Origin of the sequence: Marinobacterium aestuariivivens (assembly GCF_042661465.1) — a bacterium.
Classification (GTDB): Bacteria; Pseudomonadota; Gammaproteobacteria; order Pseudomonadales; family Balneatricaceae; genus Marinobacterium_A; species Marinobacterium_A aestuariivivens.
Genome location: NZ_JBHSWE010000001.1, coordinates 2,237,924 through 2,256,357 on the forward strand (window position 1 = coordinate 2,237,924; position 18,434 = coordinate 2,256,357).

The 18,434-nt window shown below is 64.7% G+C and carries 13 protein-coding genes and 3 pseudogenes; 4 read left to right on the forward strand and 12 right to left on the reverse strand.

Features of this window, described 5'->3' with window-relative positions:
• Window positions 1–4 precede the first annotated feature (4 nt).
• From pstA to ACFQDL_RS11655, 3 genes and pseudogenes are all read right to left on the reverse strand, one after another.
• A pseudogene (pstA, locus tag ACFQDL_RS11645) lies at window positions 5–1,692 on the reverse strand (phosphate ABC transporter permease PstA).
• Between the two features lie 21 nt (window positions 1,693–1,713).
• A complete protein-coding gene (locus ACFQDL_RS11650) occupies window positions 1,714–3,744 on the reverse strand; it encodes an ABC transporter permease subunit (RefSeq protein ID WP_379909159.1) in 2,031 nt (676 codons plus the stop codon).
• Between the two features lie 386 nt (window positions 3,745–4,130).
• Window positions 4,131–5,101: pseudogene (locus ACFQDL_RS11655) on the reverse strand (PstS family phosphate ABC transporter substrate-binding protein).
• A gap of 203 nt (window positions 5,102–5,304) precedes the next feature.
• On the opposite strand from ACFQDL_RS11655, the gene ACFQDL_RS11660 reads away from it, so the two are divergent.
• From ACFQDL_RS11660 to ACFQDL_RS11670, 3 genes are all read left to right on the forward strand, one after another.
• Entirely contained in the window at window positions 5,305–5,706 is a 402-nt protein-coding gene (locus ACFQDL_RS11660) for an acyl-CoA thioesterase (protein ID WP_379909160.1), read from the forward strand.
• A 98-nt stretch (window positions 5,707–5,804) separates the two neighbouring features.
• Entirely contained in the window at window positions 5,805–6,191 is a 387-nt protein-coding gene (locus tag ACFQDL_RS11665; protein ID WP_379909161.1) for a hypothetical protein, read from the forward strand.
• 5 nt (window positions 6,192–6,196) lie between these two features.
• Window positions 6,197–6,646 carry a class I SAM-dependent methyltransferase gene (locus tag ACFQDL_RS11670; RefSeq protein ID WP_379913031.1) on the forward strand — a complete coding sequence of 150 codons (450 nt, stop codon included), beginning with the start codon at window positions 6,197–6,199 and terminating at the stop codon, window positions 6,644–6,646.
• 126 nt (window positions 6,647–6,772) lie between these two features.
• Here ACFQDL_RS11670 and uvrD read toward each other — a convergent pair whose 3' ends face one another.
• From uvrD to ACFQDL_RS11690, 4 genes are all read right to left on the reverse strand, one after another.
• Window positions 6,773–8,995, reverse strand: a complete 2,223-nt coding sequence (gene uvrD, locus ACFQDL_RS11675; RefSeq protein WP_379909162.1) for a DNA helicase II — start codon at window positions 8,993–8,995, stop codon at window positions 6,773–6,775.
• 141 nt (window positions 8,996–9,136) lie between these two features.
• The gene (locus ACFQDL_RS11680) at window positions 9,137–10,114 is read right to left on the reverse strand and encodes a homoserine kinase (RefSeq protein ID WP_379909163.1); all 978 of its coding nucleotides are present in this window, start codon (window positions 10,112–10,114) and stop codon (window positions 9,137–9,139) included.
• A gap of 4 nt (window positions 10,115–10,118) precedes the next feature.
• Complete coding sequence (locus ACFQDL_RS11685) at window positions 10,119–10,307, reverse strand: DUF2782 domain-containing protein (RefSeq protein ID WP_379913033.1); 189 nt, start codon at window positions 10,305–10,307, stop codon at window positions 10,119–10,121.
• Entirely contained in the window at window positions 10,247–10,399 is a 153-nt protein-coding gene (locus tag ACFQDL_RS11690) for a hypothetical protein (protein ID WP_379913496.1), read from the reverse strand. The genes ACFQDL_RS11685 and ACFQDL_RS11690 overlap by 61 nt, the downstream gene beginning before the upstream one ends.
• A 110-nt stretch (window positions 10,400–10,509) precedes the next feature.
• Here ACFQDL_RS11690 and polA point away from each other — a divergent pair.
• Window positions 10,510–13,244, forward strand: a pseudogene (gene polA, locus ACFQDL_RS11695) (DNA polymerase I).
• Between the two features lie 16 nt (window positions 13,245–13,260).
• Here the strand turns inward: polA and ACFQDL_RS11700 are convergent.
• The 5 genes from ACFQDL_RS11700 to ACFQDL_RS11720 form a co-directional block, all read right to left on the reverse strand.
• On the reverse strand, window positions 13,261–13,998 hold the full coding sequence (locus ACFQDL_RS11700; RefSeq protein ID WP_379909164.1) for a response regulator transcription factor: 738 nt from the start codon (window positions 13,996–13,998) through the stop codon (window positions 13,261–13,263).
• Between the two features lie 120 nt (window positions 13,999–14,118).
• The gene (locus ACFQDL_RS11705) at window positions 14,119–14,961 is read right to left on the reverse strand and encodes a protein kinase domain-containing protein (protein WP_379909165.1); all 843 of its coding nucleotides are present in this window, start codon (window positions 14,959–14,961) and stop codon (window positions 14,119–14,121) included.
• A gap of 1 nt (window position 14,962) precedes the next feature.
• Window positions 14,963–16,933 carry an ImcF-related family protein gene (locus tag ACFQDL_RS11710; RefSeq protein ID WP_379913035.1) on the reverse strand — a complete coding sequence of 657 codons (1,971 nt, stop codon included), beginning with the start codon at window positions 16,931–16,933 and terminating at the stop codon, window positions 14,963–14,965.
• Window positions 16,816–18,270, reverse strand: a complete 1,455-nt coding sequence (locus ACFQDL_RS11715; RefSeq protein ID WP_379909166.1) for a type VI secretion system protein — start codon at window positions 18,268–18,270, stop codon at window positions 16,816–16,818. The genes ACFQDL_RS11710 and ACFQDL_RS11715 overlap by 118 nt, the downstream gene beginning before the upstream one ends.
• On the reverse strand, window positions 18,264–18,434 hold the full coding sequence (locus ACFQDL_RS11720) for a hypothetical protein (protein WP_379909167.1): 171 nt from the start codon (window positions 18,432–18,434) through the stop codon (window positions 18,264–18,266). The genes ACFQDL_RS11715 and ACFQDL_RS11720 overlap by 7 nt, the downstream gene beginning before the upstream one ends.

An 18,434-nucleotide genomic window follows, 5' to 3' on the forward strand; every position in this document is an offset into this window, starting at 1 on the left:
GGCATTACATTTCAAGCGCTTTGTACTTTTCGCGCAGGTGGTTGCGGATCGCGATGGCACTGAAGTTCAACAGCGCGATCACCACCACCAGCAGCAGCGCCGTGGCGTACACCAGCGGACGGGCCGCTTCCACGTTCGGGCTCTGGAAGCCCACATCGTAGATATGGAAGCCCAGGTGCATGAATTTCTGGTCCAGGTGCAGATAGGGGTAGTTCATGTCCAGCGGCAGGCTGGGCGCCAGCTTGACCACACCGACCAGCATCAGCGGCGCCACCTCGCCGGCGGCGCGGGCGATCGCCAGGATCACACCGGTCATGATAGCGGGGCTGGCCATCGGCAGCACCACTTTCCAGAGGGTCTCGGCCTTGGTCGCCCCCAGTGCCAGGGAGCCCTCGCGGATCGCACGCGGAATGCGGCTCAGGCCCTCTTCGGTGGCGACGATCACGACCGGCACGGTCAGTAGTGCCAGCGTCAGCGAGGCCCACATCAGGCCGCCGGTGCCGAAGGTCGGCGACGGCTTCGCTTCCGGGAAGAACAGGTCGTCGATGTTGCCGCCGAGGAAGTAGACGAAGAAGCCGAGGCCAAAGACACCGTAGACGATCGAGGGTACGCCGGCGAGGTTGTTGACGGCGATGCGGATTACACGGGTCAGGAAGCCCTGGCGGGCATACTCGCGCAGGTAGACCGCGGCGATAACACCGAACGGCGTCACCATCACCGACATCAGGATCACCATCAGCACGGTGCCGTAGATGGCCGGGAAAATACCGCCTTCGGTATTGGCTTCGCGGGGATCGTCGGCGACGAACTCCCAGATCTTGGCCAGGTAGTGACCGACCTTGTCGCCCAGCCCCATGGCGTTGGGCAGGAAGGCGCGAACGACCTTGGCCACCGGGATTTCGACACTGCGGCCATTGCCGACTTCGGCGACGAAGCTGTCACGGTTCAGCGCCGTGCTCAGCTCCAGCAGCTGTTTCTGCAGCACCTGGTACTCGACGTCCAGCTCGGCCCTGCGTTCCTTGATCTCGGCGTAGGGGACAGGGTCGGAGACGTTCTTCAGCTCCAGCGAACGCTGTTTCAGGCGCAGGCGCTCGAGTTCGTAGTTGATGGCGCCGATATCGCCTTTCTGTATGTCCTCGATCTGCTCGCTCAGGTTGCGGGCACGCTCGATGCGGCGCTGGAACTCCTGCCAGAGCTCGTCGTATTCGGCGCTCGGCGCATAGCCGTCGTGCTGGGCAATCAGTTCGCCCTGCTGCTTGATGGCGCGCAGATAGCCGTAGAAATTGCCCCACTCCTCGCGCTCGGCGACGAACAGCATCTCGGGATAGCTGCGGTCGGTGACATAGGCGTCCAGCGCCCAGACAAAATCGGCACCGGTGACGTCACGGTTGCCGACCTTGAACAGGTCGCGCTCCATGTGCTCGACCCCTTCCGGTACCTTGACGCCGGAGTCGCGCAGCTGGGCGGCCGGCACGAGCTCCGACTCGACCAGCTCGCCGACCAGAACGCTCTGCTGGTCGCCCTGGGTGTAGGTGGCGCTGAGCACATCGGCCGGCCAGAAGTGGCCCAGACCGCGCACCGCGATCAGGGCCAGCAGGCCCAGCACCATGATGACGCTGATGGCGACCGCACCGGCATTGAGCCAGACCCAGGGGAGCCGGAGCGGGTCCATTCGGAAAAGGAAATTCTCATCGCTGTATCCTCGTTGACCCGTTACAGAGAGCCGTATTTCTGGCGCAGATGCTGGCGGATGCTCTCGGCCAGGGTGTTGACGACGAAGGTGAACATGAACAGCACGAAGGCGGCCAGGAACAGAATCCGGAAGTGGGTGCTGCCGACCTCGGATTCCGGCATCTCGACCGCGATATTGGCGGCCAGGGTGCGCATGCCCTCGAAAATATTCACATCCATGATCGGGGTGTTGCCGGTGGCCATCAGTACGATCATGGTCTCGCCGACGGCCCGCCCCATGCCGATCATTACCGCCGAGAAGATACCGGGGCTGGCGGTCGGCATCACGACCCGCACCAAGGTCTGCCAGGGCGTCGCGCCCAGCGCCAGCGAGCCGTAGCTGAGGCTCTTCGGTACCGCGAAGATGGCGTCCTCGGTAATCGAGAAGATGGTCGGAATGACGGCGAAGCCCATCGCGATGCCGACCACCAGGGCATTGCGCTGGTCGTAGCTGATCCCCAGCTCCTGACTGACCCACAGGCGCATGTCGCCGCCGAACAGCAGGTTTTCGATCGGACCGGCGATGGCGAAGCTAAGCATCACGGCCAGGATCACCACCGGCACCAGCAGGGTGACGTCCCAGCCCTCGGGCAGCAGGAAGCGGATGCGGTTCGGCATCTGCGCCCAGACGAAGGCGAACGCCAGGATCGACAACGGCACCAGCAACAGGGTGATGAAGACCGCAGCGAGATTCAGCTCCATGAAGGGCGCGAGCCAGAGGCCGGCGAGGAAGCCGAGGATTACGGTCGGCAGGGCCTCCATCAGCTCGATCATTGGCTTGACCTTGCGGCGCAGGCCCGGAGCCATGAAATAGGCGGTGTAGATGGCACCGCAGATGGCCAGCGGGGTCGCCAGCAGCATCGCGTAGAAGGCGGCTTTCAGGGTACCGAAGGCCAGCGGCATCAGGCTGTACTTGGGTTCGAAGTCGTTGGTCGAGGCCGACGACTGCCAGACATAGGCCGGTTCTTCGTAACCTTCGTACCAGACCTTGCTCCAGAGCGCGGCCCAGGAGATTTCCGGGTGTTCGTTATGCACCGCCCAGAAGCGGAGCTCGCCGTCCTGCTCCAGCAGCAGCGCGTTGGAGCGGGGGGCATAGGCGATCTGGTCGATGGCGCCTTCGGTCACCTGTTCGCTGAGCACGTTGCGTTCTGCGGTGGTGTTGAACAGGCGCAGGGTGCCGTCGGCGTCGACGGTGGCGAAGCCCTTGCGGCGGTGCTCGATGGCAAAGCCGGCCAGCGGCTCGCCGCCGCTGTCGAAACTGCGAATCCGGGTCAGTTGCCATTCACCCTGATCGTCCCGTACCAGGAACCACTGGGACACCACACCCCTGTCGTCGGCCAGCATCAGGGAGGAGCCGCCGAGCAGCAGTTCGAAGGTGCGGATTTCGCCGGTGCTTGCGGTCATCACCTGGGTGGTACTGGCGCCATCGGCGGACTGCAGGTCTTCGACCGCCAGCTTGCCGCCCGGTGCCGCCATCAGCAGCCAGCGACGGTCCGGCATCAGCAGGAGCTTTGTCGGCTTGACGCTCTGGTTCGGCAGCGCCTGGGTGTCGATTTCGGTATCGACCTCGCCGGTGAGGAAGTTTTCGGTCAGCGACACATCGGTCTGGGTCAGGCTGCCCTGGCTGCCGCCGACCAGGCGCCAGTCATCACCGTCTCCGTTGACGGCTAATACATCCAGCGGCAGGTTACCGACCGGAATCGGGGCTTCGCCCAGCGGCCAGGCAATTTCCGGCGTGATGACGCGCTCGCCGTCCGGGTAGGACGACTTGTAGTCGTGACGCATTACCAGGGCGCTGCCATCGCTGAGACCGACCGCGAACAGACGGCGCGCTTCCGAGAAGGAGGACACGCTGGTGATGTCGGCGCCTTCCGGAAGCGCAAGGGCCTGCTGCTTGACGATCTCGCCGCTGCGGGTGTCGAAGAACACCAGTTCGGCGGCATCGGTGAGCCGCAGACCGATCTCGGCCTGCTCTTCCATGGCCAGGTACAGGGTCTTGCCGTTGCCGGGCAAAGGGTAGGGGGCGACGACCTGGCCATTCTGTTGCCGGGCTCGACCTCGGCCGAGCGGAACAGCGGCAGGACTTCGTACAGCAGATAGAAAAAGATCAGCAGGATCGCGATGATCACGCTGATACCGCCGATTCCGATCCCGGCCGTTGCGGCCCGGTCTTTCAGCGCGCGGATCTTGCGCTTGCGTCTGGCAGACGGGGTATCGAAATCGAGGTCGGGTACAGAGACGGTGGCTTCATTGCTCATGGCGCTGGGTCCCGGGACAGTATTGGAAGTTCGGCGGCTACAATAATGTAGATATATGACGCTTTTGTTACATCGTTTGGCCAAAAAGAAGCAGGGAGGCCGTCACCGGCTCCCCTGCTTCCTGTACTGATCCGGGGGCTGTTAGAGGCCCAGGTCAGCCATCTGCTTCTCGACCACCTTGGCCGGCAGCGGGATGTAACCGTCCTTGACGACGACTTCCTGACCGGCCCTGGACATGACCAGCTTCAGGAATTCACGCTCCAGCGGCTGCAGCTCTTCGTTCGGCTTCTTGTTGACGTAGACGAACAGCGAACGGGCCAGCGGGTATTTGCCGGTAACGGCGTTTTCCGGCGTGGCTTCAACGAAGGCGTCGCCTTCCTTCTTGGCCAGCGGCAGGGCGCGGACCGAAGCGGTCTTGTAACCGATGCCGGAGTAGCCCAGGCCGTTCAGGGAGGTGGAAACCGACTGAACGACGGACGCGGAGCCCGGCTGTTCGTTGACGTTGTTGCGGAAATCGCCCTTGCAGAGCGCTTTCTCCTTGAAGTAGCCGTAGGTGCCGGATACGGAGTTGCGGCCGAACAGCTGGATGCTCTTGTCAGCCAGCGCGCCGGTCAGGCCCAGCTGGCCCAGGTGCCGATATCGTCGGCAGCGCCGCACTTGCGGGTCGAGGAGAAGACCGCGTCGACCTGGTCGATGGTCAAGCCTTCGATCGGGTTGTCCTTGTGGGCAAAGACGGCCAGGGCATCAATCGCGACCGCAACCGGAGTCGGCTTGTAGCCATACTTCTGCTCGAAGGCTTCGATTTCCTTGTCCTTCATCATGCGGGACATCGGACCCAGGTTCGAGGTGCCTTCGGTCAGGGCCGGCGGGGCGGTGGAGGAACCGGCTGCCTGGATCTGGATGTTGACGTTCGGGTACAGACGCTTGAACTCTTCGGCCCAGAGGGTCATCAGGTTGGCCAGGGTGTCGGAGCCGACGCTGGACAGGTTGCCGGAGACGCCGGCTGCCTTTTCGTAGGTCGGCAGATTCGCGTCGAGCAGGTCGGAGGCGTTGGCCGTCAGGCAGGTCGCGGTCATGGCGACAGCTGCGAAGAGCTTCTTCATCGGTTTCATCTTGTGCTCCTGATTGGTTTAACCGGCAGAGTTCAACTCTGAAGTGGGGCTCACTATAGGAACGATCTGTGACAGGAATATGACAGCCGTAAAAGGGTGTCGCCATTCGTAGACTGGGGCAGATTGATCGGAAAGTAGTGATTTGTGCAGCGGCGAAGACTAGAATCTGCGCATCCCAAAACTTCAGGTCGGAAGCCCGAAAAATGTCGATAGCTGATGATCAGATCCTGGTGCCGGACGGCGAGCTTAGTCTGAAGCTGCCGGCCAGCGTGCAGGCAACCAACATGTTCGGCGATGTCTACAGCGGCTGGGTCGCCATGCGCGCCGTCGAAGCGGCCGAAATCCGCGCGGCCAAAATCGCCGAAGGCCGGATCGCGACCGTCTCGGTCGGTGGCATGGATTTCATGTCGCCGGTACTGGTCGGCACCATACTCAGTTTCTACACCCGGGTCGTCGAGCAGGGGCGCAGTTCGATGCGCATCGCCGTCGAAGTCTGGGGTCGCTGCCCCGATGGCCGCGATCCGCGCAAGGTCTCCGAGACCGAGTGCGTTCAGGTCGCCATCGACGAAAACGGTCATATCCGCCGCCTGCCGCCGCAGGACTGAACAGCTCCGAACCCTCTTCGGTCTGCTTTACTTGGTGTAGGGTGGAATTCGGCCCTAAGGTGCGCGCATCAGGGAAGCGAAGCTGCGGGAGGTCGGAGATGAATGTACGGTTGCTGAAAATGGGGTTGTCGACCCTGCTGGGTTGGCGGCGTCAGGGGTACTTTATCCCCTACCGTTATGCCGACCAGATTGCCGAACGGACGCTGGCGTATCCGTCCCTGGAACGGTTGCTGGATCAGCACCGGGATGACTTTGCCCGGCTGTTGCATGCAGCCGAGGGCTTCCTGCCCCAGCTGCAATCCATTGTAGGCCTGAAGCCGCCGCATCCTCGCTGGGAGCAGAGCTGGTTTCCGCGCCTGGATGGCATTATCGCCTACGGTCTGACACGTATTCAGATGCCCGCGCGCATCATCGAGGTCGGTTCCGGCCATTCGACACGCTTCTTTTTCGTGCCTGCCGGGAAGAGGGGCTGGAGACGCAGCTGACCGCGATCGATCCGGCGCCCCGGGCCGACCTACAGGACCTGCCGATCCGGCTGCTGCGCCAGCCGCTGCAGCAGGTCGACTTGGCGCTGTTCGAAAAGCTGCAGGCGGGCGATATGCTGTTTATCGATTCCAGCCACTTGCTGCTGCCGGGCTCCGATGTCGACTGGCTGCTGAATCGGGTCTGGCCCTCGCTGGCCGAAGGCGTGCTGGTACACTTTCACGATATCCTGTTGCCGGACGACTACCCCGAGGCCTGGCGCTGGCGCGGTTACAACGAGCAGCAGGGCGTGGCGCCGCTGCTGAGCTGTGGCGCGGCCGAACCGGTCTGGTCGAGCCACTATGTCGTCAGCCGCATGGCGGAAGTGCTGGCCGCGAGCCCTCTGTCGCAGCTGCCGATGCCGGCCGAGGCGATCGAGACCAGTCTCTGGCTGCGCAAGGTCATCCCGGCGATCTGATCATGTGGGGGCCCACTCCGTGGGCGAATATCGTCACCCGTCACCCGTCACCCGTCTACTGACAACTGCTCCTGCGTTGCCAGCACACCCGCGGGGCGGCCACCCGCCACCCCTGGAGGTGACCCGTCATAGCGGCTCGAGATTGGCGTAGCCGAGCACCAGCCACTTGGCGCCTTCGTAATCGAAGTTCACCTGTACCCGGGCCTTGGCTCCGGTTCCTTCGTAATTCACCACGATGCCTTCGCCGAATTTGGCATGGCGCACGCGCTGACCCAGGCTGATATTGCTGGCCGGCACTTCGGCGCCGGCAAGGGATGCCGAGCCGCTGTTGAACAGGCCTTCGCCGCTGTTTGAGCGCGCGGTGAGGGGGCGGCGTACCTGGGCGTTGAGGCGCACCTCCTCGATCAGCTCGGTCGGCACCTCGTGGACGAAGCGCGAGGGGCGGTTATAGGTCTCCTGCCCGTGGAGACGGCGTGACTCGGCGTAGGTCAGGTAGAGTTTCTGCATCGCCCGGGTAATACCGACATAGCAGAGGCGGCGTTCCTCCTCGAGACGCCCCGGCTCCTCGATCGACATCTTGTGGGGGAACAGGCCTTCCTCCATGCCGGCGAGAAACACCAGCGGAAATTCCAGGCCCTTGGCCGAGTGCAGCGTCATCATCTGCACGCTGTCCTGGTAGTCGTCGGCCTGGGCTTCGCCGGCATCGAGGGCGGCCTGGTCGAGGAAGGCGGTCAGCGGCGTGCGGGCGACGGCTTCCTCGGTGTCGGCGTCTTCCTGCCAGCTACCGGCGAACTGTCGTGCTGCCGTGACCAGTTCCTCAAGGTTCTCGATGCGGGACTGCGCCTTTTCGCCCTTTTCCTTCTCGTGGTGCTGGATCAGGCCGGATGTCTGGATCACATGCTCGGTCTGTTCGTGCAGCGCGGTGCCGGCGGTGTCCGCATCCAGTGCCTCGATCAGCTCGAGGAAGCCGCGCAGCGCATTGGCGGCCCGTGCCGGCAATTCGCCCAGCTCGATGATCTCGCTGGCGGCCCGCCACATGCTGTGGCCCTCGGCACGGGCGCGCTCACGCACCAGCTCGATGGTGCGGGTGCCGATGCCGCGGGTCGGCACGTTGATCACGCGCTCCATGGCGGTGTCGTCGTGACGACTGGCGATCAGGCGCAGATAGGCCAGGGCGTTCTTGATCTCGAGACGGTCGTAGAAGCGCTGGCCGCCGTAGATGCGATAGGGGACGCCGGCGCGGATCAGCATCTCCTCGATGATGCGCGACTGGGCGTTGGAGCGGTACAGCACGGCGCTGTCGGCGCGCAGATTGCCTTCCTGCACCCACTGCTGGATGCGGTCGACGATGAACCGCGCCTCGTCCTGTTCATTGAAGGCGGCGTACAGCGACAGCGATTCCCCGTCGACACCTTCGGTCCAGAGCTGTTTGCCGAGGCGGCCCTGGTTGTTGCAGATCACCGCGTTGGCGGCCTGCAGGATGCTGTTGGTCGAACGGTAGTTCTGCTCCAGACGGATGGTCTCGGTGCCGGGGAAATGCTCCGGCAGGTTCTGGATATTTTCGATACGGGCGCCGCGCCAGCCGTAGATCGACTGGTCGTCGTCGCCGACCGCCATCAGCTTGCGCTCGTTGCCGCAAAGCAGCCGCAGCCAGGCGTACTGGATGGCGTTGGTGTCCTGGAATTCGTCGACCAGAAGGTAGCGGAAACGCTCCTGGTAGTGCTTCAGCAGGGCCGGTGAGCGGTCGCGCAACAGTTCCAGCGAACGCAGCAGCAGTTCGCCGAAGTCGATCATGCCGCCGCGTTCGCAGGCCTGCTCGTAGGCGATGTACAGGTTCAGCATGGTCTGCTGGAAGAGGTCGTGGGAGCGCTCGATATGGGCGCTGCGCAGGCCCTCGTCCTTCTGGGCGTTGATGTACCACTGGAATTGCCGCGCCGGCCAGCGCTGTTCGTCGAGGTTCATCTCCTTGGCCAGGCGCTTGATCAGACGGAGCTGGTCGTCGCTGTCCATGATCTGGAAATTGTCCGGCAGGCCGGCATCGCGCCAGTGCGCCCGCAGCAGCCGGTGCGCCAGGCCATGGAAGGTGCCGACCCACATGCCATGGGGGTTGAGCCCCAGCAGCTCCTCGATCCGGCCGCGCATTTCACGGGCGGCCTTGTTGGTGAAGGTTACCGCCATGATCGAATAGGGGGAGATGCCTTCGGCCTGGATCAGCCAGGCGATGCGGTGCACCAGCACCCGGGTCTTGCCGGAGCCGGCACCGGCCAGCACCAGCAGGTTCTGCATCGGCGCAGAGACGGCTTCGCGCTGGGCGTCGTTGAGGGAGTCGAGAATCGGGGTTACATCCATAGCGGCACAACGGACTCTGGTTGATCACGAGAACGGCAGGGCAGGGCCCGGCGTATCTGGCGAAGGTGAATGGCTGTATGGGCGTCCAGTATCTTAGCGCGATGCGGCGGCAGATTCATCCCGGATCTGCCGCCGTTCACCTCAGGACAGGCGGGAAGGATGGTCGATGCGGAACTGCAGGATGCGCTGCAGTTCGGCCGGGTCCTTGAGTTTCATCTCGCCGCTCTGACGGCCGGCCTGTTCCAGCCCGAGCCACGGAATCAGCCGCGAGAGCCAGAATCGCATCGCCGCCGTGCGGGTCAGCTGCGGCCAGGCCTGGTGCTCGTCGTCGGTGAACGGGCGCACTTCGTTGTAGGCACCGAGCAGAGCCGTTTCCCGGACAGGGTCGATCTGACCGTCCGCGGTGCAGCACCAGTCGTTGGCGACGATGGCCAGGTCGTAGAGCAGGAAGGCGGTGGCGGCATTGTAGACATCGAGGATGGCGCTCAGGCGGGTATCCTCGAACAGCGCGTTGTCGTGGAAGAGGTCGCCGTGGATCGCCCCCATCGGCAGCTCGAGCTCGGAATCGCACAGCGCGTCGAACAGGCGCACTTCGCCGAGCAGCAGTTCGGCCTCGTCGCCCGGCAGCAGCTGCGCGACGCGCTGGCTTTCGCGGCGCCACCAGAAAATGCCGCGGTGGGCCCTGCGCTTCATGTAGAAGTCCTGGCCCGCCAGGTGCAACCGGGCGAGGGCGGCGCCGATCTCGCTGCAGTGCGCGGCCGTCAGCTCCTGCTGGGCGACATGATGGCCGGCAAACCGGGGCAGCAGCAGCGCCGGGCGGCCCCTGAGCTGTTTCAACGCGATGCCGTCGCGATCCTTGAACGGCGCCGGCACCGGACAGCCGCGTTCGGCCAGCCAGCTGGTCAGCTCGACGAAATAGGGCATCTCGTCCATGCCGAACTCTTCGAACAGGGTCAGGACATACTGCTGCTCGACACCGCCAGGATCCTTCAGCGTGACAAAATAGTTGGTGTTTTCGATACCGCCTTCGATGCCCCTGTGGGTGACCAGCGTGCCGAGATCGAAGTCGGCCAGCAGGCGGTTGAGGTCCTGTGCAGTTACTTCTGTATATACAGCCACAATATTACCAGCTGAAAATGACCCATTTGGGGATCAGGAGGGAGGATTCTTCGAAGCGGTTGAACTCGCCGGTGCCTTCGACGGGCACCAGGTAGTAGGGCTTGCCGACCTTCGGCACCACCTTGACCTCTTTCAGCACGCCATTGACCCGGTATTCGTAGAAGGCCTTTTCGTCGTCGTGCCGGATGGTGATTTCCGGCCCCCGGAGCCCAGTTCCGGCAGTGTCTCGGCCTGTGCCGGCGGCAGGACCAGCAGGCTGGCCAGCAACAGCAGTTTCTTCATCATTATTCCGCACTCGTTGGTTTGGCTGCCGCTTATTTAATATGATTGTCAGCCCTGACACTATCCCCGGTCACGATAAACATGGCCCAGGTCACAACCAAGATGGACAAAATATGAGCGAGCAGCACCCATCCCTCATTCTAGTCGACGGCTCTTCCTATTTATACCGTGCCTTTTTCGCCTCGCAGCAGGCGGACCTGCGCACGTCGGAAGGCTTCCCGACCGGCGCGGTGCGGGTGGTGACCTCGATGCTGCGCAGCCTGATCAGGCAGCATCCGAAGAGCCCGGTGGTGGTGGTGTTCGATGCCAAGGGCAAGACCTTCCGGGACGAGCTGTTCGAGGCCTACAAGTCCCATCGCCCGCCGATGCCCGACGATCTGCGTCAGCAGGTCGAGCCGATCCACGAGATCATCCGCGCCATGGGGCTGCCGCTGCTGGTGGTGGACGGGGTCGAGGCGGACGATGTGATCGGGACCCTGGCCCGGGAGGCCAGCAGCAAGGGGCTCGATACCCTGATCTCGACCGGCGACAAGGATATGGCCCAGCTGGTGGACCGGCACGTCACCTTGATCAACACCATGAACGACAGCCGTCTCGACGAGGCCGGGGTGCAGGAGAAGTACGGCATACCCCCACATCTGGTGATCGACTTCCTGGCACTGATGGGGGACAAGGTCGACAACATTCCCGGGGTACCGGGCGTCGGCGAGAAGACAGCGCTGGCGCTGCTGCAGGGCATAGGCGGCATCGCCGACCTCTACGACAACCTCGACAGGATACCGGAGCTGGGCTTTCGCGGGGCCAAGTCGATGCCGAAGAAACTCGAGGAAAATCGCGAGATGGCGGAGCTCTCCTACCGCCTGGCCACCATCAAGACCGACGTCGAACTGGATCAGGGCGTAACCGATTTCGGCCTGCCGGCGCCGGACAATGACAAGCTGCTGGAGATGTTCAGGCGTTTCGAATTTCGCACCTGGGTGGCCGAGCTCGAACAGGGCGATGACGGCGAAACGGCGGCGCCCGGTGTCGCGGTGCCGGAGAATGTCGAGTACGAGACGCTGCTCGAGCAGGCCGATCTGGATCGCTGGGTCGCCGAGCTGGAAACGGCGGAGCTGTTCGCTTTCGACACCGAGACCACCAGTCTCGACTATATGCAGGCCGAGATCGTCGGGCTGTCGTTCGCGATCGAGCCGGGCAGGGCAGCCTATGTGCCGCTGGCCCACGATTATGTCGATGCACCGAAACAGCTCGATCGCGATGCGGTGCTGGCGCAGCTCAAACCGCTGCTGGAGGATCCGCAGCGGCCCAAGGTCGGACAGCATATCAAGTACGACATGAACGTGCTGGCGCGCTATGGCATCCGGCTGCAGGGCGTCGCCTTCGATACGATGCTCGAATCCTATGTGCTGAACTCGACCGCGACGCGCCACGATATGGACAGCCTGGCCGACTACTACCTCGGCGTGAAGACGGTTCATTTCGAGGACATCGCCGGCAAGGGCAAGAAGCAGCTGACCTTCAACCAGATAGACCTCGAGCAGGCCGCGCCCTATGCGGCGGAAGATGCCGACATCACGCTGCGTCTGCACCAGGTGCTGCACGAAAAGCTCAGCCGCGAAGCCGCGCTGCTGCAGGTGTTCGAGGAGATCGAACGGCCGTTGATCCCGGTATTGGCCCGGATCGAGCGCAACGGCGCCCTGGTCGACGCCAGCCTGCTGGGCAAGCAGAGCCGGGAACTGGCCGAGCGGCTGGTGGCGCTGGAGCGGGAAGCCTTCGAGCTGGCCGGCCGGCCGTTCAACCTCGGCTCGCCGAAGCAGCTCCAGGAGATCTTCTACGAGGAGCAGAAGCTGCCGGTGCTGAAAAAGACGCCGAAGGGCGCGCCGTCGACTGCCGAAGAGGTGCTGCAGGAGCTGGCGCTGGATTATCCGCTGCCGAAGCTGATCCTCGAGCACCGGGGCTGAGCAAGCTGAAGTCGACCTACACCGACAAGCTGCCGCTGATGATCAACCCGCAGACGGGCCGTATCCATACCTCCTACCATCAGGCCGTGACCGCAACCGGAAGGCTGTCGTCAACTGACCCGAACCTGCAGAACATCCCGGTGCGCAATGCCGAGGGGCGGCGCATTCGCCAGGCCTTCATCGCCCCCGACGGCTACCGTCTGGTGGCGGCGGACTACTCCCAGATCGAGCTGCGCATCATGGCTCATCTGTCCCAGGATCAGGGGTTGCTGAATGCCTTTTCCCAGGGCGAGGACATTCACCGGGCTACGGCTGCGGAGGTGTTCAAGGTCGCGCTCGACGACGTCACGACCGAGCAGCGCCGTAGCGCCAAGGCGATCAATTTCGGCCTGATCTACGGCATGTCGGCGTTCGGTCTGGGCAAGCAGCTGGGCATTGGCCGCAACGAGGCGCAGCGCTATATCGACCACTATTTCGAGACCTATCCGGGCGTGCAGCGCTACATGGACGACATCCGCGCGAAGGCACGCGAGCAGGGATATGTCGAAACCCTCTTCGGGCGTCGTCTCTACCTGCCGGAGATCAACTCCCGCAACGCCATGCGCCGTCAGGCAGCGGAGCGAACGGCGATCAACGCGCCGATGCAGGGCACCGCGGCCGATATCATCAAGCGGGCGATGGTACAGGTGGCCGACTGGCTCGAGACCTCCGGCTACGATGCCAAGATCATTCTGCAGGTACATGACGAACTGGTGTTCGAGGTGCGCGAAGACCTGGTCGACGACTTCGTCGCAGAGGCGAAAACGCGCATGGCGGCGGCGGCGAAGCTGGATGTGCCGCTGGTAGTCGATGCAGGTGTCGGCGTCCACTGGGACGAGGCGCACTGACCGGAGCGCCGGCGGCTCAGATCGCCGGCGCGATTTCCATGAACATGTAGCCGATGCCGTAATGCGTCACCAGACATCCGGTATCGATCGCCAACTGCTTGAACTTGCCGCGCAGGCGTGCGATCAGCACGTCGATGGTGCGGTCGCTGTAGTTCCATTCACGGTTGCCCAGCGCCTTGAGCAGCTCCTCCCGCGGCATTACCCGGCCGGCGTTGCTGATCAGCGCTTGCAATACCAGGGTTTCGTTGCGGGTCAGGCTGGCCTGAGTGCCTGTGCCGCAGGCGATCATCTGACTCTCGGCGCTGAAATGCCAGTCCTGGCTGGCGAACAGGGCGGTACCGGCCGGTGCCGCTTGCGGCTGGCGGTGGCGGATCCGGGCCAGCAGGTTCTTGCCGCAGGCGTGCAGTTCCCGCAGTTGCAGCGGCTTGGGAAAGAACACATCGGCGCCGCTTTCGTAGCTGACGATGCGCTCCACCCGATCGTCGCAGCCGCTGGTGACGATAACGCCGGCGCTGCTGCGGGCACGAATTTCGCGGCACAGTGCGTGCCCGTCCGTATCGGGCAGTTGCAGGTTGAGAAAGATAAGGTCGAATGCCTGTTCCTGCACCCGGACCAGCGCTTCCTGTCCCGATTCGGCTTGCGAAACCATCCAGCCCTGTGCACTCAGGTACTGGCTCAGGGGCTTGGCCGAGTCCGGATCACCGTCGACAACCAGTATCTTGCTTTCCTTGTACAGGCAGGCTTGGGCATTCATGCGGGCACGGTTCCGTCATACAGGTGTTTTAATTCTTAATACTTTCTGAATACTAATAAAATGCTGGAATTAATCCAGTTTTTTAACAGTTGTTAGAAAAGTTTAGAAATATATTATAAATCATATTCTTATATTGATCCTGGCCGACAGCGAACAGGCGTCTCGTTGTGGCATAGGTTTAGGAAGCCTAAATTCAAGGCTTGCTGGGCGCAGCCGGTACCGCCGCGTCGATCGAACGAATGGCCTGCTCCAGCGGGCGGCGCTGGGAAGCCGGTAGGTCGCAGTTGTCGACCCAGTCGGCGAAGGCGTCGCCGGCGGGTCGCTGCGAGCGCCAGACTGGCCGGGCCAGCCCGCCCCCTGCAGCAGCCTTGCGATGACCAGGCAGGCGTACCAGTCATGCAGTGGCTCCATCCGACCGCGGCCCTGCTGCAGCGCCGGCAGCGAGTAGGAGGGGCTGTAGGCGCGGAAGTGCAGTCCGTCGATCGGCGTGCCGTCCGCCGCCGCGCCGGCCCAGTCGAGCAGGTGCAGCCGGTGGCCGTCATACAGCAGGTTGCCGGGCTTGATATCGCCGTGCACCACGCCGGCCCGGTGGCTCACCTGCAGCATATCCACCAGCTGTGCCAGCAGCGTCGCCGGATCGGGACAGCGGCCGTCGTGCGCGCGGATATGCTGCGATAGCGTCTCGCCGGGCAGGAAATCGGTGATCAGCAGCGACCAGCCGCCCCGGTCCTGCAGGTCGTGAACGCGCGGCAGCGGCAGCGCGGGGCCGAGCCGCTGCAGCCAATAAGCCTCGCGGGCGAGAAAATAGTGCCGCTGCGCACCCCGGCCGGCCTTGACGCGGTGCCAGTCGCCGCTGGACCGGTGGCGCAGGCGCCAGAGGTTGCGGGCGACCGCGACGGCGTCCGGCGCGTAGAGTCCGGCCTCCGGCAGCAGGCGCCGCAGGTCGCCGGGGGCGGCCTGCATCTCAGAGGTTTTCCGGCAGATCGAGAGCGGTGAAGAAGCCCTCGACGAAGGGGTTGGTCTCGCCCTCCACGCGCAGCTGCAGCCGCACCAGGCTGTCGCCTTCGGCGGCCACCAGCTGGCTGGTGGCCGCGTCGGCGGTCGCGCTGACCTGCATCGACTCGGTGAGACGGAACCAGTTCCAGAGGCCCGGGTAGCGGCGGTTCAGCACCACGTGATCGTTGCCGCTGAGCTTGACTTCGAGGTCGCGCGAGCGGGACTCGGGGACCGGCCAGCTCATTTCGGCCCAGAGCGACGGGCCGTTGCGATAGCGGTATAGCGGCCCCTCGTCGCGCAGCGAAAACTCGGTCAGGTCCGGGCTCATGGCGTCGGCCCGGATGGCGAAGCGCAGCCCCGGGGTGTCGGCGGTGAAGAAGGCGCCGCGGATACGCTCCAGTTCCGTCATTGCGCGCCAGAAGCGGCCGTCCAGCGCCAGGAAGCGGCCCGGCAGGAAACTGTCGAGCACCGGGTCGCCGCTGTCGCGAACGCTGAAGTAGCTGAGGAAGCTGTCGCCGAAGACGGCCGCGAGGCCCGCGGGGCCGAAGAATTCCCGGAAGGCCGGCAGGCCGACGTCCTGCGAGGCCTGGCGCGCGAACGGGTAGAAGGGACCGATCCGGTTGTCGTAGAACGCCATGACGTCGCTGCGCCAGCGCTCGTTCAGCAGCGCACGGACATCCGCCATCGCCAGTTCGTTGAGTCGTGCGGCGCCGCCCTGCAGCAGGTCGCGCAGCAGCGGATCGCTGTAGGCGTCGCCGAGCGACTGCATCTGTGCCAGCGGGCTCAGGGATTCCGGCGCCGCCAGCTGGTCGAGGAAGAAACGTCCGCGGTTCGGGCCCTGCGTCGCCTCCCGTACCCACTCCAGCGCCTGGTTGACCTGTCGCAGGGCCAGGTCGAGATGGCTCTGGCCGGCGTCGTCGGGGGCGATCAGGCGGTGATAGTGGACGAAGGGCTGGGCGATGGCGTCGGCCATCTTCAGCGCGCTCTGACGCTGCTCCTCGAGCTGGCGGCTGCGTTCGGCCTCGCGCTGGGCATCCAGCGGCCCCTGGACCTTCTTCGCGACGCTGCCCGTCTTGCCCTTGAGCTTGGGCGTCCGGGCGGCGTCCGCTTCGGCCCCCGGCTCGGCCAACAGTGCCGCCAGGTCGGTATGGCGGCTGATCAGGCCGTAGTAGCGCCTGAGCGGCGAGAACAGCGGCTCGGCGGCCGTTGCCAACTGCTGGCGTGTGTCGCCCCAGCCTTCGGCCGGTACCCAGCGGATGCTGTCGGCAAAGCGCTGCCAGTGGCTGACGTAGTCCTCGATATAGCGCCGGCGCAGCTTGCGGTTGATGCGCCCGAGCTCGGTTTCGCCGCTGATCCGGCCCACCAGCTCCTCGTAGTCTTTCAGCGCTTCGGCGGCGAGCTGGAAGCGGGTGCCGCTCATCAGTTCCTGGAAGCCCTCGCGGGTGAAGATGTAGGGCATCAGGTAGCCGCCGTAGCCCGGCTCGAACGCCAGCACCTGACCGTGGTTGGGGCCCAGGTTGTCGCGCAGGTCGACGCGGCGGCTGAAGCCCGGCTGCTGCAGGATATGCTGGTACAGCAGGTCGCCGAGGTCTTCCGACGCCAGCGAGGTCTTCACCAGCTCGATCAGCGGGTCGTCGCTCGGTGGCGGCACGACGCCGGGTTTCAGCAGGTCGCGCACCAACTGGCGAAAACGCTCCAGGGTGGCGACGTCGCCTTCGCCCTCGGCCTGCAGCGACTCGACGTAGTAGTCGATCAGGGCGTCGATGCCGGTGCGTTCAGGATCGGACAGTTGCTGGTAGAGATTGTAGAGTTCCAGGCTCTTCACCGGGTCGTCGAGCTTGTTGTAGACGTAGAGGTCCTTGAGCAGGTTTTCCCGCAGCCCGACCAGCAGTACCTCCTCGAGCGCCTGCTGGTAGGCGCCGTTGACGGCGCGCCCGATACCGGGATCCGGCAGCCAGCCGGGCAGGTACCAGGGGCGGGCCTTTCGTGGATGCGGCTCAGGTCGCGCAGCGCCGACAGGCTGAAGATGGTGCTCGACAGGTCGTCGAGGTGGTGGCGGGAGGTCTGCAGCTGCTGCTTGTAGCGCTCGAGTTCGGCCACCGCCTCGAGGTCCAGCGCGCGATGGTGGTCGTGACTGGTCTTGAGCAGCCAGACAAAGAGTGCGAACAGCAGACAGAGGCCGCCGCCGACGGCGACGCGCAGCACCCGGTAGGCGGTCTCGCGGCGGCGGTTGACGCCGACCAGCGCCGCTTCGGCCGCGATCTCGCGGCGCAGCAGCTGCTTGACGAACAGGCTGCGCCCCGGGTCCCGGGGAGCCGTCACCGGCATTTCGGCGATGCCGAGACGCGCCGCCAGCAGCATGCCGAGCCGGTCGACCGGCGCGCTGGCGCCGCCGCCGTGGACGAAGAAGTAGCCCCGGAAGTTCAGTGGCCGGGTTTCGAACTGGTGGTCCAGGAACAGGCGACGGAACCAGTCCTCGAGTTCGGCCTGCAGCAGGCCGATCTGGAAGGGGCCCGCGAGGATCGCCTGGCGGTAATCGGGATTCAGCTGGGCTTTGAGCGCCGGCGTGACCTGGGCGCTCAGCCGGGCCTTCAGGGCCGCGAAGGAGTCGGCGAACCAGGCCGGATCGTAGCCCTTTTTCCGGGTCACCGGCATCAGGGCACCGAGCGGGGCCTCCAGCTGCTGTTCGTCGAAGGTGGCGAAAAACTGGCAGAAGTCCTCCAGCGCGCCCATCCCGGTGAGCAGGCAGTACACCGGCAGGTCCAGCCCGAGGCGCCGGTTGAGCTGCTGCAGCAGCGCGCGGCGACGCCGTGCCTGCTGTTCCAGCCGGTCCTGGTCGCCGCCGAGCAGCTCGCCGAGGGGCTGCCCGAGCAGCACGCCGTTGGCGGCCTGGCGGGGGCGGCGCAGGTTGAGGCGCTGCAGCAGCAGGTCGAGCGCGGCGTCGAAGCCGTGCGGCGCCTCTTCCAGGTGCAGCGCCGCCAGCACCGCCTGGTCGCTGACCCAGATCGTGACCGGCAGGTCGCCGGTGTCCTCGGCGTCGACCTGCTCGAAGCCCATCTGCTCCAGCATCGGCCGGTCGGCGTCGAGGGTCTCGTCGATCAGCAGGAACCAGGGCGTCTCGTAGGGGCTGCGTCCGCCGCGGCTCTTGTTGCGCCAGGCTTTTTCGAAGGCGCTCAGCAACTGGCGCTGCTGCAGCTGGCGACGCTGCCGCTGGGCCAGCTCGGCTTCGTCGGGGCGGTTGCGCAGCCGACGGCGGCGCAGCCACCAGCTCAGCACGGCCAGGGTGCCGCGGCCGCCAGCGACAGCAGGCCGCCGAGCGCCGGCAGCCAGGCCGGCTGCCACTGCCACCAGTCGAGCAGGCCGCTGCCGGCCCAGAACAGGACGCCGAGCAGCAGCGCCAGAACGATGAAAGGCCAGACAGCCTGCTTACTAGAGTCCAT

Excerpts from the sequence above, each read along its gene's own strand:
- ACFQDL_RS11660 (WP_379909160.1), top strand. The coding sequence starts at position 5,305 with ATGTCGATAGCTGATGATCAGATCCTGGTGCCGGACGGCGAGCTTAGT.
- ACFQDL_RS11665 (WP_379909161.1), top strand. The coding sequence starts at position 5,805 with ATGAATGTACGGTTGCTGAAAATGGGGTTGTCGACCCTGCTGGGTTGG.
- uvrD (WP_379909162.1), bottom strand. The coding sequence starts at position 8,995 with ATGGATGTAACCCCGATTCTCGACTCCCTCAACGACGCCCAGCGCGAA.
- ACFQDL_RS11690 (WP_379913496.1), bottom strand. The coding sequence starts at position 10,399 with ATGATGAAGAAACTGCTGTTGCTGGCCAGCCTGCTGGTCCTGCCGCCG.
- ACFQDL_RS11700 (WP_379909164.1), bottom strand. The coding sequence starts at position 13,998 with ATGAATGCCCAAGCCTGCCTGTACAAGGAAAGCAAGATACTGGTTGTC.
- ACFQDL_RS11705 (WP_379909165.1), bottom strand. The coding sequence starts at position 14,961 with ATGCAGGCCGCCCCCGGCGACCTGCGGCGCCTGCTGCCGGAGGCCGGA.
- ACFQDL_RS11720 (WP_379909167.1), bottom strand. The coding sequence starts at position 18,434 with ATGGACTCTAGTAAGCAGGCTGTCTGGCCTTTCATCGTTCTGGCGCTG.